This window comes from Streptomyces sp. SCSIO 30461 (assembly GCF_037023745.1).
Classification (GTDB): Bacteria; Actinomycetota; Actinomycetes; order Streptomycetales; family Streptomycetaceae; genus Streptomyces.
Genome location: NZ_CP146101.1, coordinates 6,386,192 through 6,401,450, shown reverse-complemented (window position 1 = coordinate 6,401,450; position 15,259 = coordinate 6,386,192). Strand labels below are relative to the sequence as shown.

Annotated in this window: 13 protein-coding genes and 2 pseudogenes; 4 read left to right on the top strand and 11 right to left on the bottom strand. The window is 69.2% G+C overall.

Features of this window, described 5'->3' with window-relative positions:
• Nucleotides 1–302 precede the first annotated feature (302 nt).
• The 3 genes and pseudogenes from V1460_RS28790 to V1460_RS28780 form a co-directional block, all read right to left on the bottom strand.
• Nucleotides 303–659, bottom strand: a pseudogene (locus tag V1460_RS28790) (gluconate kinase); the annotation flags it as partial.
• A 95-nt stretch (nt 660–754) separates the two neighbouring features.
• Nucleotides 755–1,429 carry a CBS domain-containing protein gene (locus V1460_RS28785; protein WP_338676525.1) on the bottom strand — a complete coding sequence of 225 codons (675 nt, stop codon included), beginning with the start codon at nt 1,427–1,429 and terminating at the stop codon, nt 755–757.
• Between the two features lie 303 nt (nt 1,430–1,732).
• Nucleotides 1,733–2,503 (bottom strand): CBS domain-containing protein, encoded by a 771-nt coding sequence (locus V1460_RS28780; protein WP_338676524.1) that lies wholly within the window; start codon nt 2,501–2,503, stop codon nt 1,733–1,735.
• A 393-nt stretch (nt 2,504–2,896) separates the two neighbouring features.
• Here V1460_RS28780 and V1460_RS28775 point away from each other — a divergent pair, with 393 nt between their 5' ends.
• Both V1460_RS28775 and V1460_RS28770 read left to right on the top strand, forming a co-directional pair.
• The gene (locus V1460_RS28775; protein ID WP_338676523.1) at nt 2,897–3,235 is read left to right on the top strand and encodes a cation transporting ATPase C-terminal domain-containing protein; all 339 of its coding nucleotides are present in this window, start codon (nt 2,897–2,899) and stop codon (nt 3,233–3,235) included.
• Nucleotides 3,236–3,521: 286 nt separating this feature from the next.
• Complete coding sequence (locus V1460_RS28770) at nt 3,522–3,941, top strand: CBS domain-containing protein (protein ID WP_338676522.1); 420 nt, start codon at nt 3,522–3,524, stop codon at nt 3,939–3,941.
• Between the two features lie 35 nt (nt 3,942–3,976).
• Here the strand turns inward: V1460_RS28770 and V1460_RS28765 are convergent, their stop codons facing one another.
• The 7 genes from V1460_RS28765 to V1460_RS28735 all read right to left on the bottom strand — a co-directional run bounded on the left by V1460_RS28765 (nt 3,977) and on the right by V1460_RS28735 (nt 11,877).
• On the bottom strand, nt 3,977–4,633 hold the full coding sequence (locus tag V1460_RS28765; protein ID WP_338676521.1) for an NAD-binding protein: 657 nt from the start codon (nt 4,631–4,633) through the stop codon (nt 3,977–3,979).
• On the bottom strand, nt 4,630–5,289 hold the full coding sequence (locus tag V1460_RS28760) for a TrkA family potassium uptake protein (protein ID WP_338676520.1): 660 nt from the start codon (nt 5,287–5,289) through the stop codon (nt 4,630–4,632). The genes V1460_RS28765 and V1460_RS28760 overlap by 4 nt, the downstream gene beginning before the upstream one ends.
• A complete protein-coding gene (locus V1460_RS28755; RefSeq protein ID WP_338676519.1) occupies nt 5,289–8,105 on the bottom strand; it encodes a cation-transporting P-type ATPase in 2,817 nt (938 codons plus the stop codon). Before V1460_RS28755 ends, V1460_RS28760 begins: the two co-directional genes overlap by 1 nt.
• 25 nt (nt 8,106–8,130) lie before the next feature.
• On the bottom strand, nt 8,131–8,805 hold the full coding sequence (locus V1460_RS28750; protein WP_338676518.1) for a molybdopterin dinucleotide binding domain-containing protein: 675 nt from the start codon (nt 8,803–8,805) through the stop codon (nt 8,131–8,133).
• Between the two features lie 445 nt (nt 8,806–9,250).
• Nucleotides 9,251–9,895 (bottom strand): CBS domain-containing protein, encoded by a 645-nt coding sequence (locus V1460_RS28745; protein WP_338676517.1) that lies wholly within the window; start codon nt 9,893–9,895, stop codon nt 9,251–9,253.
• A gap of 111 nt (nt 9,896–10,006) precedes the next feature.
• Nucleotides 10,007–10,468: a cyclic nucleotide-binding domain-containing protein gene (locus V1460_RS28740; RefSeq protein WP_338676516.1), complete on the bottom strand. Its 462-nt coding sequence runs from the start codon at nt 10,466–10,468 to the stop codon at nt 10,007–10,009.
• A gap of 986 nt (nt 10,469–11,454) precedes the next feature.
• Nucleotides 11,455–11,877, bottom strand: a complete 423-nt coding sequence (locus V1460_RS28735) for an Hsp20/alpha crystallin family protein (protein WP_338676515.1) — start codon at nt 11,875–11,877, stop codon at nt 11,455–11,457.
• A gap of 161 nt (nt 11,878–12,038) precedes the next feature.
• Here V1460_RS28735 and V1460_RS28730 point away from each other — a divergent pair.
• Both V1460_RS28730 and V1460_RS28725 read left to right on the top strand, forming a co-directional pair.
• Nucleotides 12,039–12,308 (top strand): annotated as a pseudogene (locus V1460_RS28730) (RraA family protein); the annotation flags it as partial.
• A 108-nt stretch (nt 12,309–12,416) separates the two neighbouring features.
• Nucleotides 12,417–12,929, top strand: a complete 513-nt coding sequence (locus V1460_RS28725) for an aconitase family protein (RefSeq protein WP_338676514.1) — start codon at nt 12,417–12,419, stop codon at nt 12,927–12,929.
• On the opposite strand, the gene V1460_RS28720 is transcribed toward V1460_RS28725, so the two are convergent.
• The gene (locus V1460_RS28720) at nt 12,822–15,215 is read right to left on the bottom strand and encodes a phosphoketolase family protein (RefSeq protein ID WP_338676513.1); all 2,394 of its coding nucleotides are present in this window, start codon (nt 15,213–15,215) and stop codon (nt 12,822–12,824) included. The genes V1460_RS28725 and V1460_RS28720 overlap by 108 nt on opposite strands.
• Nucleotides 15,216–15,259: the final 44 nt, after the last annotated feature.

Here is a 15,259-nt window from a genome sequence, read left to right as displayed (position 1 = left end):
GGACTCGCAGGGCTGAACACCCGGCGACCCGGCCCGGACGGGCGGCAGCCTCCCGGCATCGTCGAGCCGAGGGCTGCCCGCTTCTCGCGGACCCTGATTGCACGGTGCGCGGCTTACTCCGCTTCCCCGTGTCTGATGGGGTGCCCTCGGCTCAGTTCCATAGCACCACTGTTCCTCCGCGAGAAGCAGGGCCGATCGGTCCAGAGCGAAGGGCCGACCAGCCCTGTTCCCGTAGAGGTATGGCTTCCAGAGGATCGTCACACCCGACAGAAGCCGATGAGGCGGCACGAGGTGCCGAGGCTGCGCTCGGCCTGGGGGTTCACTCGCCGCCGTCGGCCGGCGAGCAGACGGGCGACGGCGGCACGCAGGGCATCATCGACGGCCGCGCCTTCCCGCACGAGCTGGGACAGTCGGCGCTCCGCCGGCATGCGACGCATCACCACGACAGGTTCGGGCGGCTCCGCATGCGGGACGCGGATGTCACCCACACCCAGGTAGACGTCGGGGGCGAAGCGACGGTTGAGAGTGACTTCCCGCTCGCATGCAATCCGCCGGGCCTCCACGGTGGTGTAGCCCAGGAACTCGAGGTCGACCGGTTTCTTGAGTTTGTAGGCGCGGTCACCAACGAAGAACACGATTGCGGTGTGGGTTTCGCGCACCTCTGCCAGCGGGAGCGACCGCGCGCCGGTGGTGGCGCCGGTCCGCAGCACGGACGCGTCAACCTGATGCGCCGACATGGCCGGCTTCCGGGTTGCTAGGCGCCTTCCGGACCGGCGGGCGCGGCGGACTCGCCGGTGAGGTGGGGCTCGACGTCGACTACGCCCTCCACTGCGCGGATGAGGCGCGCGGCCACGGAGATGAGCGAGGTGTCGTTGATCTGTCCGCGGAGGGTGACGACCCCCTCGTGGACATGCACGTGGATGGCATGGCTGAAGGCGGGGAAGAGGTAGGCGATCACCGTGCGGCGGACTTCCTCCTCGATCTCCTCGTCCGGACGCAGGAACACCTTCAGCAGATCGGCACGGCTGACGATGCCCTGCAGCATGTCCTCGGCATCGACCACAGGAAGCCGCTTGACGTGCTTCACCGCCATGATCCGCGCGGCCTGTGCCAAGGTGGCGTCGGGGCGGACCGTGACCGCAGGGGCAGTCATGAGCTCCTCCGCGGTCACTGCTCCCGCCTTGAGGAGGTCGGACAGGCGCTGCCTCTGCTCGGTCAGGCTCATGGCCCTGTCGTGGAACTCCTCCTTGGGCAGAAGGTCTGCCTCGGAGACGACACCGATGACGCGGCCCTCGGCCTCCAGGACCGGCAGGGCACTGACCTTCCACTGCTCCATGGCCCGGACGATCTCCTTGAAGAGCGCGTCGCGCCTGACGGCTACGACTTTCAGGGTCATCACGTCGCTCACGATGTGCGGAGTTTCAGGCACTTCAGGCTCCTCTCGCGTCAGCCGTTTCAGAGCTCGGGACCGGCGCCGCTAAGGCGCGATCAGATCGAGCAGTCGCACCCGCTCAGCCCTGAGCCGCTTAGCGCCCACCGCGGAGACATAGGTACACAGTGCGTGATCAAGTACCGGATCCCTCGAGCACAACCGTGCCCGTTTCCCAGAAGCGGCCTTGGCGTCCTGGTTGAGGATGCGCGCGCCTGTCGCGAAGGACACCTCACGGGCCAGCGGCATGATTCGACTCCGCCCGGTCCCGGGGCAGCGCCCCGAGAAGACCACACCCCGTGATCACGGTGACCTCTCCCCAGGGATCCCGCCGTGCCCTCCGTCTCCCGTGACGGCGGATCGTGTCTGCTGGGTAGGCTTCGAGCCGGAGTCGTCGTAGCGGTAGGTCAGCTTGTCGATGACGGAGACCACACCGTCCACCTGCTGGGCGAGCCGCACCGCGACCTGGATGTCACTGAACCGCTCAAGCTGTCCTTCGAGGGTGACCACACCGTCGATCACATGCACCTGGACCGTCCCTGGGGGTACCCACAGCGTCTGGTTCAGGATCTCGTCGGCGATTTCCCGGCGGATGTCGGAGTCCGGCCGCAGGAAGACTTGAAGCAGGTCGCGGCGGGTCACGATACCCAGAAGGCGGCCCTCTGCATTGACCACGGGCAGCCGCTCGATGCGATGCTCCGCCATGGTGCGGGCGGCCACGGTGATGGTGTCGTCGGCCTTGACAGTGATCGCGGGGTGCGACATCAGCTCCCGGGCGCTCATCGCGTGCGCCTTGGTATCTGCGGTGAGGGGGCTGTCGGTGCCGCCGGACGGCGCTGTTGGCCAGGCCAGCCGGGCGCTGCGAGTGGGTCCCGGCTCGGGCGTCACGCCCGCCTGCCGGAGCATGAGGTCGCTCTCGGAGATCACACCGAGCACCTTGCCGTCGGTGTCGACCACGGGCAGGCCGCTGATGCGGTGCACCGCGAGCAGTTTGGCGACCTCCTTGAACGGGGTTTGCGGAATCACCGAGATGACATCGCTCACCATCAGGCTGCCGATTTTGCTGTGCTTCATCACTGGCTCCCTCTCGCGGGTGGGGGCCACTCGCGACACCCGTACCTGCTGTCAGCTTCAACGCTGATGGGACTGCGCCCGGCTCCAGGGTCCTCATGGGCACGAAGCTGGGCTGACCAGCCGTATGAATCCACCATCGCCGCAAACCGCCCCGGTGCAACCCGTCCGAAGGTCCTGTTTCAGCACGAAGGGCCGCGTGTCGCGGTGGCCCCTGGAGGATGCGACGGTATTCGCAGGGGGCGCTGGCAGAGGCCGGATAGGAAGGCGGTGGGCAGGGATGGAGTACCCGCTGGTCGTAGGCGTCGACGGATCCGATGCCAGCCTGGACACGGTCGACTGGGCGGTCGACGAAGCGAGGAAACGGCGGAACCGCCCGGGACATGGGAGTCGGGTTTGTCGCTGCTCGGTCTCGTCGGCATTCTGGACCCGCTCCGCAGCACCTCGAAGGTGGTCCTCGGCGCGACTCAGCTCGGCGTGGCGCTCGGTTCCCGCGCTCGCCCGGGAAGCCTGGCCAACCCCTTCCTGCTGGTCGCCGTTGGTGCGGCGCTGAGCCTCCAAGCAGCCGGTGTCTGTCTGCCTGCCTTGCAGACCCTGCTGGGTACGGAGCCGCTGCCGCTCGTCGACCTGGCGATCGCATGCACGCTGTCGGGTCTGGGCCATGTCGTCATGCGTCTCCAGGCACGGCTGTGGCCGGAACGTCCACCGCGCGCGGTCCCATCGATGTCCTGCTGATGTGGAGACCAGCGAGGCTCCCGGGCGCCGGTCCTCGGGCCGACGACGCTGGAACTGACTCTGTACGTGACAAACAAGGCCTGGGCACCTTGGGTGGCATGACCCTGTCCTGCTCGTTCGGACCAGGACTTGTGGGGGAGGAATGGGGCAGGGGATCAGTCAGTCAGCACCCCGGCATGCGCACGGTATGCGAAGAGCCCACACTGGCCGCAAGGAGTACCAGTCGGGGCGGGTCCGGCTCCAGACGACCTCCCCGAGCAGATCGCCAGGCTCGAAGGAGACGGATATGACCACAGCACGGGAGATCATGCACTCCGGCGCCACCTGCGTGCAGGAGAGCGAGACGCTGGAGGACGCTGCGCGCCGGATGAGCGAACTGGGCGTGGGGGCTCTCCCGATCTGCGGGCCGGACGACCGGCTCCACGGGATCATCACCGACCGGGACATCGTGGTGAAGTGTGTCGCCAAGGGCAAGGACCCGAAGAAGATGACCGCGGGCCACCTCGCGCAGGGGAAGCCGGTCACGATCGATGCTGAGGCCGACACGGGCGAAGTCCTCCGGGCCATGGAGGACCACAAGATCCGGCGGCTGCCGGTCATTGAGAATCATCGCCTGGTTGGCATGATCAGCGAGGCGGATCTTGCCCGTCGCCTGCCGGAGGAAGAGGTGGGCCACTTCGTCGAGATGGTCTGCGCGTCTCACTGACTCCAGGTCGTGCCCCTGGCTGCAGCGGACGGAGGTCACTGGAAGGCGGCGTGGATCTCCTGCTCGGTGGCTGCGTGAGAGACGACGAGAAGTTCGTCGCCGGGCTCCAGTCGCACGTCGGGGGTGGGTACGGTGGGTTGCCCGTCGCGGATGACCGTGGCGATGACAGTGCCCTTGGGAAGGGTGATCTCGGCGAGGGAGCAGCCCGCGGCGCGGGACTGCGGTGTGATGGCGGTTTCGATGACGTCGACGCCCGCTTTGCTCAGGCGTAGCAGGGCGACGGTGTCTGTGGCTCCGGTGGCTTCCTCGATGAGGGAGATCAGGGGGGTGGCTGTGGGGACTGCGGTGTCGACGCCCCAGTTCGGGTCGAAGAGCCAGGTGTTCTCTGTGTCGTTGACGCGGGCGGCGACGCGAGGGACGGTGAATTGCCGCTTGGCGAGGAGGCTGATGACGAGGTTGTCCTCGTCATTGCCGGTGGCGGCGATGACGAGGTCGGCGGTGAGTGCGCCCGCGTGCTCGAGAAATGTGGGCTCGCAGGCGTCCCCGGCCAGAAGGCGCACGGCCAGGCGGCCTTCGAGTTCGGCGATGCGGTCCTCGTCGATGTCGACGAGGGTGACGTCGTTGCGGGCGGCGGCAAGGACCTGGGCGATTTGGGTGCCCAGGCGCCCGGCGCCTGCGATGAGTGCCTTCATGTCCCCAGCTCCTTGTCCAGGAAGCCGTGCAGCCGCCCGAGGGCGGTGGTGGTGACGGCGAAGGTGACCAGGTCTCCGGGCTCGGCGGGTGTGCTGTGGGCGGGTACGAGGGAGCGGCCCGCGCGAGTGACCTCCACGACGCGGATCTCGCCGTCGACGTCGAACTCGGTGATCCGTCGTCCGGTGAGGTAGTCGGGGAGTTCGGAGCGGATAAGCAAGGTTTCGCCGTTGCCGAAGGTGAGTTCGGGTGTGAGGTGGCGGTGCAGCAGCATCTGGTGGATCTGGTGCACTGTCCATCGGACGCTGGCAATGGTGGGGATACCGAGTTCGCGGTAGATGTCGGCGCGGCGGGGGTCGTAGATGCGGGCGAGGACGATGGGGACCCGGTAGGTCTCTTTGGCCGTGCGTGCGCTGACGATGTTGCTGTTGTCCCCCGAGGTGACGGCGACGAACGCGTCGGCTTGCCCGATTCCGGCGGCTTCGAGCACCGTCCGGTTGTACCCATTGCCTTCGTACAACTGGCCGGGGAAGTTGTCGGGCAGGTGCTTGCGGGCCTTGGGGCTGCGGTCGATGAGTCGTACGTCGTGGCCTTCGGCGACGAGTTGCACGGCGAGCGTGGATCCCACCCGTCCGCAGCCCGCGATGATCACTCTCATCAGGTCTCTCCCTTTGAGCTCGTCGGCCGGCGGCGGCGCAACCACCACTTGCGAATCTCCTCCGCGGTCAACAGCAGTGCTCCGAAACCGGCGAGGATTGCCCAGTCAGCGGCGTCCAGCGGGGCGGTGTTGAAGAGAGCCTGCAGCGGGGGCAGATAGCTGATGGCCGCCATCAGGGTGATGCCGAAGCATCCGGCGGCGATCAGCCACGGGTTGGACAGCAGCCCGATGCGGAACACACTCTGCCGGTCAGTGCGTACCGCCAGGGCATTGAAGAACTGGCTGACTACGATCCCGGCCTGGACCATGGTGATCGCCTCCCGGTAGACAGTGTCGTCCTCGGTGAAGTCGGAGTACGGAATCCCCGAGGCGTTGATGTGCCAGAAGAACACGGCGGTCACGCCAAGAGACTGGATGCCGCCCAGGAAGAGGATGCGTCCCATAACGGCAGTGGAGAAGAGCCGTTCGCGCCGGGAGCGCGGCGGGCGGTCCATGACATCAGGTTCCGGTGGCTCGACGCCGAGTGCCAGGGCGGGCAGGACGTCGGAGCCGAGGTCGATCGCGAGGATTTGAACGGCGGTGATCGGCACCAGGGGGAACCCGGTGAAAGTTGCGGCCAGGATCGGGACGAGCTCGGCGATGTTGTGACTGAAGAGGTAGACGAGGAACTTGCGGATGTTCTGGTAGACCGACCGGCCCAGTCTCACCGCCGTGGTGATGGAGGCGAACGAGTCGTCCAGCAGCACCATGACCGCGGCTTCCCGGGCAACGTCGGTGCCGGAGACACCCATCGCCACGCCGATGTCCGCGTGCTTGAGCGCCGGGGCGTCGTTGGCGCCGTCGCCGGTGACGGCGACGACCTCACCGCGCTGCTGCAGCGTGGTGACCACCCGCATCTTGTGCTCGGGGCTCACCCGGCACAGCAGCAGTTCGCCCGACGCTGCGAGCAGGGCGTTCAGGCTGTCATCATCGAGCGCGTCCAGCCGGGTGCCGGTGACGACGGTTGGGGTCGGCTGCCGCACAATCCCCACGCGGCGGGCGACGGCCTCCGCGGTCAGCGGGTGGTCGCCCGTGACCATGACGATACGGATCCCGGCCCGTCGGCAGGCGTCGACGGCGTCGCTGACCTCTGGCCGCGGCGGATCGAGCATGCCGACCAGACCCAGAAGGGTGAGCTCCGATTCGACCTCGCCCCGGGCAGGGTGGGAGCGGGCCAGGGGCCGAGATGCCGCCGCCAGGACGCGTAGCCCTTGGGAGGCCAGGTGGTCGTTGGCGGCCGTCACCACGGCACGCAGTTCATCGGTCAGCGGCTGCCGCGTTCCCCTCCAATCGATGGCGGTGCAGCGGGCGAGCAGCTCCTGCGGCGCGCCCTTGACATACGCGCGGCCGCGTCCGTTGGCGTCTTTGTGCACGGTGCTCATCAGCTTGCGTGCCGAGTCGAAAGGGAACTCCGCCACGCGTGGCGCGGCAGCTTCCTCGTCAGCCAGGTCCAGCCCGGCCTTCACCGCCGCGACGAGCAGGGCGCCCTCGGTGGTGTCGCCGAGCACCTGCCACCCTTCGCGACCCATCGGCGGGACCAGCCGGGCGTTGCAGCACAGTCCCGCGGCCCGGAGCAGTTCGCGCACCGGCCGTGGATCGGCCACCTCGCCGACGGGGGCGTACCCCACCCCGGACACGGCGTGCGGCACGCCACCGGCCCACACCTGCACGACGGTCATCTCGGCCTGGGTGAGCGTCCCGGTCTTGTCCGTGCAGATGACGGTGGTGGACCCAAGCGCCTCGACTGCCAGCAACTGCTTGACCAGCGCGTGCCGACGGGCCATGCGTCGTACGCCGATCGCCAGCGACACCGACAGGGTCGCCGGCAGTCCTTCGGGGACGAGCGCGACCATCACACCGAGCGCGAACACGAAGGTCTCCACGAACGGCTGCCCTGTGGGCACGCGCACCGCGAACAGGGCCGCCCCGATCGCCAGCGCCGCGCCAGCCACCCGACGGGCCATCGAGGCGACCTGGCGCTGCAGCGGGGTCTTCTGACGCGGCGCCGCGGCGGCCAGCCGGAAGACGCGCCCGAACTCCGTCGCCGCACCGGTGGCGAACACCACGGCCTTCGCGGAGCCCGCCACGATATCGGTGCCCATGAAGACACAGTTACGGGCCCGCAGCACTGGGCCGCCCGCCACCGGCTCGCCGGTACGCCCGACGGCATCGCTCTCCCCCGTCAGGGCCGCGTTGTTCACCGAGACCTCGTGCGCCTCGACAAGACGGCAGTCCGCCGACACCGCGTCCCCGGCTTCCAGGACGACGACATCTCCGGGCACCAGGTCACGCGCGGGCAGCTCCCGGGGCTCCCCGTCGCGCAGCACCCGGCAGGTGTGCGGCACCATCGCCTGCAGCGACTCCGCCGTGCGCTCGGCGGAATACTCCTGCGCAAAGCCGATGGCCGCATTCAGCAGCACCACGGCGAGGATCGCCACGGCCAGCTGGAGTGTGCCCACATCCCGGGGCTCCTGCAGCCCGTAGACCACGAACGTGATCGCCGACGCGACGAGCAGCACGATGGCGAAGAGGTCGGTGAACTGCCCGGCGAGGTCACGCCACAGCCCCCCGCCCCTGGCGGCCGGCAGCTCGTTGGGCCCGACCCGGTCGCGCCGCAACGCCACGGCCCCCGACGCCAGTCCCCGCGGGGACGTGTCCAGCGCGGTGAAGACCTCCTCGACTGGCAGGGTCTGCACCACAGGGCCGCGTGCCCCGCTCGTGGCCGTCGGCCCGCGGCCCCCGTCATCGGGCGTCAGTACGGGGGTTCCGGTACCCATGGTCGGCCACCTTGGAGGGACGCGGTCACGGCGTGGCCACGCGTACCGCGGTGACCTTGTACTCGGGGCAGGATGTGACCGTGTCCGCGTGATCGGAGGCGAGCCGGTTCACTCCGCTCGTGGGGAAGTGGAAGGAACAGAAAACCTGGCCGGGGGCTGTCTGTTCGCTGACCCGGGTGGTGAGCCGGGCCCACCCGTGTCGGCTCTCCACGGTGAGCTGCGCGCCGTCCCGCACCTCGTACCGGATGGCGTCGTCGGGGTGGAGGTCGAGGTAGTCGACCGGATCGAGTGCGAGGTTGCCGCCGCGTCGGGTCATGCTGCCGGAGTTGTAGTGCGCCCAGCGCCGCCCGGTCACCAGGACAAGCGGATAGTCGTCGTCGGGCTGTTCACCGGGTGGAAGGTAGGCCGCCGCGGCGAGGTGGGCCCGCCCGTCTGGCGTGGCGAACCGCTCCCGGTAGAGCTTGGCCTCGCCGAGACGGCCGCCTTCCAGGCCTGCGGTCAGGGCGGTCTCCTCACCCGCGACGTACGACCCGGCGCCTTCCACGTGACGCCGACCGCGCGGGGCGGCGAGGTCCGCGTAGTAGAGAGCCGGTCCGAGCGCGGCGGCAGAAGGCAGGCCGAAACCGGCGGCAACGGCCGGAGCCCGGTTGCCGGGGCTGTCGGCCGTTCCTGCCCTGGCTTCTGCCAGCGATGCGATCAACCGGTCTCCTGGCTGCCCACGCCGGTCGGCTAGGGCGTGTTGCGAAAGTCCCTCCTGACCCGCGGCGTCTGGCACGCACGCTCGCTGCGTTGTCGGAGTCATCCACGTACGTCCAGTACGGGGATGATCCTCCGCCTTGCGATCGCAGGCACCAGACGCCGCAGGCCCCGCCCTGCGGGCGGACGGAGCTCCTTTCGCAACACGCCCTAGGGCCCGAAACGCATCGAAACGGTCCGCAGGACCCACGGGAACCATGACCTCATCGTGGAGGCAGCCACACAAGGCCGCATCTCCAACACCGTCGTGTGCGCACGACTGCGGCAGCGTGGCTACCCTCGGCAACGACTTCCCCTGTGAAGAAACTGGCGTCGGCGAACGCCTTTATGACTTCTGGCATGCGCTGCCATGCTTGCCCGGAAGGGCGGGAGTTTTACGGCAGTGCTGGCTAGCCCGCCCGGGCGGCGGCGAGGTGGGCGTCCACCGCGACAACGCCGTCGACGCCCTGGCACAGGCCCACGACCACCGGGACGAGACGTGGTTCCGGGACGTGACCCCGCAGGGTGACGACCCCGTCGTGAACCTCGACCGCGACGGTGCCTTCACCCAGGCCGAGGATGCGTCCCAGGACGTCCTGCTCGACCTCGCCGCGGATCTCGACGTCGGAGCGGATGAAGGCGTCGAGCAGGTCGCTGCGGCTGACGATGCCGGTGAGGCGCCCGTCATCGCCGACCACGGGCAGCTGCTTGACGTGCCGTCTGCGGAGTTCCCGCGCGGCCCAGGGGATCGTCCAGTCGGCGCGGGCGGTGAAGACGGGGCTGCTCATGAGAGCGCCCGCAGTCCGGGCCCGGGCCTTGCCCCAGGCGCGCTCGTCGTTCCCGTCCTGCCCCTGCGGATCGGGCAAGCCGGTCTCGTGCCGCAGCACGTCGGACGCGGACACGACGCCGATGGGGGCGCCGTGGTCGTCGACGACCGGGGCCGCGACGATGTCGTTCACGTCCAGCAAAGCGGTGACCTCCTGGAGTGGTGTGCTGGGGCGGAGGGTGACGACCTCCGCGGTCATCACGTCGCCGACCGTACGGCGGTGCAGCATGGCACCGACCTCCTCCGCTTTGCGACGGGCAGCCGAGATCGGACCGCCCGGGCCGGACGACGCGCGGCGCACCGGGCTCCGGGCCCTGCCGACTCGTCCACGCCGGGAGATTCACTGTAAGACCTGCGTCACTCCGCTGCCATGGGGTGCGTAGAGATCGAGGAGCCGGATCCGGGTGGCCTGTAGCCGGTGTGTGACCACCTCCAGGACGCGGCGGGTCAGCGCGAGGCCGAATGCGGGATCCACTTCGCACAGCCCGCGTACGGCCTTTGCATCGAACTCGTGGGCCCGTACCAGGCTGAAGGCCTCAGCCCCCAGCCGCCAGGCATACGGGGGGACCAGCCAGGACCAGCCGAGCAGATCGCCGTGGCCCAGCGTCTCCACCGTGGCGGCGCGGCGGCCGTGTGCCTGGAGGTCGAGTGTGACGGCGCCGGTGCGGATGATCCAGAACCGGTCGGCGGGGTCGCCCTCGTTGAAGATCCGTGTGCCTGCGGGGAACGAGACCTCGTGCGAGCAAGCCATCAGATGGTCCTGGCCCTCCGTTGGCAGTCCGTGGAGAAAGGTGCTGTTCATCGGTGTCCTCCCAGGTTCCGGCCGCCGCAGTTGCTCCGCACGGTGCCGACCGTGTCCACACCCCCAGGCTGCGCACTTGGGCCGAGAGCCCCGGCAGTGTGCCCCATGCGGCCTTGTTCCGTAGCGCAGGTCGGCCACGGCTCTGGGACATTCGCCGAAGAGGCTCCGCACCCGGAGCATCCGTACTCGGCGCCTGTGCGTCTTCAAGACCGGCGCCTGGCTCTGGCCCGCTCAACCCTGTGCTGGCCTGGCTCGTGCGGTCCTTTGACGATACCCCTCGCCCCCGGGCGCCTCGATTCTGTGCTTCCGGTCGTGCGGCGCATGCTCCTCCGGGGGTCGGCGAGTCAGCACAGCTCGCTTGTGCGCCGCCGTGCCTGCCGGAACTCGGCGGCACTGATCGTGGCCATGCTGACCGAGCCGATGAGGAACCCCGTGATGCGGCTGAGCCCGCGCGAGCCGAGCACCAGCAGGGTCCGCTTCGCCTGCCTTGGCGGACAAGGCCGCTGGGGGCCGTGCGGAGAGCTGCGGAGTGCTGATTTCGAGTCCGGGTTGGCGCTCCCGCAGATCGTTCGTGACCTCGGTGAGCATTCGGTCGGACCCACGTTTCTGCGTCTCGAAGCCGCTCACCGGCATGGTGACGGATACGGGCCGGTCCTCGGCGTAGACGAGGCGCAGCGGCAGGGCGCGCAACGCGGCCTTGTCTGCGGCCCATGCCGCTGCCCAGCGGCTTTCGGGTGAGCCGTCCACGCCGATGGTCGGATGACGGGTCATCGTGCGGACCTCCTACGGTGGCCATGCGCGCGGCCTGCCGGCGTCACGGCCGACGGACGGTGACGCTGTGGCTGAGAGCTCCCCGTGGGGCCGAACGACCGCGCCACGGCGCGGGGAGTGACATCCCGTTCATGGCCATGACCGCGGGAGAGCCACCTGCGCGAGGCGCCTGAGCGGAGTGTGTGACAGGTCGTCCAGGCGTCCAGGAGCGCGACTCACGTGGTGTGCTTGATCTCGATGTGCTTCGGTTCCGGCTTCTCTTCGCCGAGGCCCACGCTGACGGTCAGCATGCCGTCGGCGTACTCGGCTCGGACGTCGTTCTCGTCCGCGTTCTTGGGTAGGGTGAGACTGCGGGTGAGGGATCCGTAGCGGATCTCGCTGCGGTGCTTGTCCACCTCGCGCTCGGTTCGCTCGGCCTTGATGGTGAGGACGCAGTCGTCGACGGTGACGTCGAGATCCTTGACGTCGATGCCGGGGAGTTCTGCCCGGACGACGTACCGGCCTTCCTCGGTGTACTCCTCCATCTTCATCGGGTACAGATCCGCCATGGCCGGCATGGTGAATCGGGCGGGGAAGGCCTCGAACCAGTCGGGTAGGTCAGGGAACGGGAACTTCTGCTTGCGTGCGAGTACAACCATGACCAGGCTCCTCGGAATCGCGGCTACGACATATGTCCAGTCCACCGCACCACGTGCAAGATCGCAGGGGCCGACGAGGCATCGTCGTGGCCGAAGGTCCCCGGGGGTGCCGCATCACAGACGATCGGCTTCCATGAAGGGGGCCCACTCGGTCCTGCCGCCGCGGCGTCATCCCGATACCCGGCACCAAGAAGAAGGTCGGCGCGCTCGGTGAGCCGGCCCGCGTCGGCGGTGTGCTGGTGCACCCCGGCGACATCGTGGTCGCCGACGAGGAGGGCAGCGTCGTCACCCCGGCCGCCGGCCAGGAACAGACCCTCGCGGCCGCTCGGGCGAAGCTCGCCAAGGAGGCTGAGGAGTCCCTCGACGCCTGGGAGGAGAACCACCGCGCCCGCATCGAGAAGGCCCTGAGCGACCAGGGCTTCACCGGCTGACCGGATCCTCTTTCCGCGGACAGACCCTTCAGCCCTTACAGCGGCGCATCCCGGAACAGCACCCGGGGGCGCCGCTCCTCCGTTTGTTCCGTCGCACGGAAGTCGCAGGTGCTCACCGCGCCCGACCGCCGCACCATCGCCAACATGGTTCCCGAGTACGGCGCCATGTCCGCGTTCTTCCCGGTGGATGAGGAAACCCTTGATCGCCTGCGCCGTACCGGACGCACGGAAGCCGAGGCGGCCCAGGTACGGGACTACTGGTCGCGCCGGCGGCTGATGAGAAGCGGCGCTGAGCCCGCCTTCGGGCGGACCACCAACTTCGACCTCGGCGAGGTCGGCCCAGGTCTCGCCGGCCCCGGTCGCCCCGACCAGCGGATCTCTCTCGGCGAACTGCCCACCTCCTTCGCGGCGCTGCACGCCGGCGAAGTCCGCACCGAGGCAGGTGTTTCTGACGGCGACGTGGTCATCGCGGCGATCACGTCCTGTACCAGCCTCGAAGTGCGCGTAGTACGATCACCTCGGCCCGTCCCAGGCCCAGTCGGCGACCTCAGGCATGTCGGTGCCGTGGACGCGGATCCAGTCGTGGTGGCGGACCAGGGTGTGCTCCATCCGCTGGCGTAGGACCGCGGCGCGCACGGCCAGTCCGGGTACGCGGTCGATGACGTCCGTGACCAGCCGGTAGCGGTCCAGGTCGTTGCGGACCACCATGTCGAACGGTGTGGTGGTGGTCCCGTACTCGTTGTAGCCGCGGACGTGGAGGTTCGCGTGGCCCGCCCGGCGGTAGGTCAGGCGGTGGATCAGCCAGGGGTAGCCGTGGTAGGCGAAGATCACCGGCTTGTCGCGGGTGAACAGTCCCTCGAACTCGAAGTCGCTCATGCCGTGGGGGTGCTGCTCGCTCGGCATGAGCCGGGCGATGTCGACGACGTTCACGACGCGTACGGACAGCTCGGGCAGGTGGCGGCGCAGCAGCTGCGCCGCGGCCAGCACCTCCTGGGTGGGGACGTCGCCCGCGCAGGCGAGCACCACGTCGGGTTCGCGGGAGTCGTTCTCCGTGCCCGCCCACTCCCAGATCCCGGCGCCGCGGGCGCAATGGACCCGGGCCTGCTCCATGGTCAGCCAGTCGAAGCAGAGCTGCTTGCCGGCGACGACGACGTTGACGGAATTGCGGCTGCGCAGGACGTGGCCGGCCACGGAGAGCAGGGTGTTGGCGTCCGGGGGCAGGTAGACCCGCACCACCTCCGGGCTCTTGTTCAGGACGTGGTCGATGAATCCGGGGTCCTGGTGGGAGAAGCCGTTGTGGTCCTGCCGCCACACGTGTGAGGTGAGCAGGTAGTTGAGGGAGGCGATGGGGGCCCGCCAGGGCAGTCGGCGGGTCACACGCAGCCACTTGATGTGCTGGTTGACCATCGAGTCGACGATGTGAACGAACGCCTCGTAGCACGAGAACAGCCCGTGCCGACCGGTGAGGAGGTATCCCTCGAGCCAGCCCTGGCAGGTGTGTTCGGAGAGGATCTCCATCACCCGGCCGTGCCGGTCGAGGTGCTCGTCGACCTCGAGGATGCCGGCCTGCCAGGCTTTGCCGCTGGCGCCGTAGACGGCCTGGAGGCGGTTGGACGCGGTCTCGTCTGGGCCGACGAGGCGGAAGTCGCGCCGGCCGGCGGTGGCCCTCATGACGTCTTCGATCAACCCGCCGAGGACGCGGGTGGGTTCGTGCAGTGTCGCGCCGGGTTTGTCGACGGGGACGGCGTGCTTCTCCAGCGGCGGCAGGGGCAGTTCGCGCAACAGCAGGCCGCCGTTGGCGTGCACGGTGGCGCCGAGCCTGCGTGCCCCGTCCGGAATGCAGGCCAGGACCTGGGGCCTGGGGCTGCCGTGCTCGTCGAACAGCTCGTCGGGCCGGTAGGAGCGCAGCCACTCCTCCAGCTGCCGCAGGTGCTCGGGATTGTCGCGTACGGCGGCCAGCGGCACCTGGTGGGCGCGCCAGGTGCCCTCGACGGGCAGGCCGTCGACCTCTGCCGGGCCGGTCCAGCCCTTCGGCGTGCGCAGCACGATGACCGGCCAGTGAGGGCGCTCGGTGGCACCGTGTTCGCGGGCGGCGCGCTGGACGGCGGCGATGCGGTCCAGCGCGGTGTCCATGGCGTGTGCCATTGCCCGGTGGACGGCGGTCGGATCGTCCCCGGTGACGTGGATCGGATCGTGGCCGTATCCGTGGAGCAGTGCGTCCAGCTCCGACTCGGGCAGCCGGGCCAGGACCGTGGGGTTCGCGATCTTGTAGCCATTCAGGTGCAGGATCGGCAGGACGGCTCCGTCGTTCACGGGGTCGAGGAATTTGTTGGAGTGCCAGGACGCGGCCAGTGGGCCCGTCTCGGCCTCGCCGTCGCCGATCACGCAGGCGACCAGCAGGCTCGGGTTGTCGAGCGCGGCCCCGTAGGCGTGGGAGAGGGAGTAGCCCAGTTCGCCGCCCTCGTGGATCGAGCCGGGCGTCTCGGGCGCGACGTGGCTGGGCACTCCGCCGGGGAAGGAGAACTGCTTGAAGAGGCGGGCCATGCCGGCTCCGTCCCGGGTGATGTCGGGATACGTCTGCGTGTACGAGCCCTCCAGCCAGGAGTTGGCGAGCACCGCCGGACCGCCGTGGCCGGGCCCCCAGATGCACAGGGCGTGCAGTTCGCGGGCCCTGATGACGCGGTTGAGGTGAGTGTGCACCAGATTCAGGCCCGGTGACGTGCCCCAGTGGCCGAGCAGCCGCGGCTTGACGTGATCCGGGCGCAGCGGCTCGGTCAGCAGGGGGTTCGCCATGAGGTAGATCTGGCCGACGGACAGATAGTTCGCCGCGCGCCAGTGGGCGTCCAGGGCGGCCAGCTCCTCGTCCGCGAGTTCGGCGGGCGGCGCCTGCTGGGTGTCGACGGGCATCGGGAGTCCCTTCCGGGTCGGGATCGGGTTCGGGCCGACGGTGC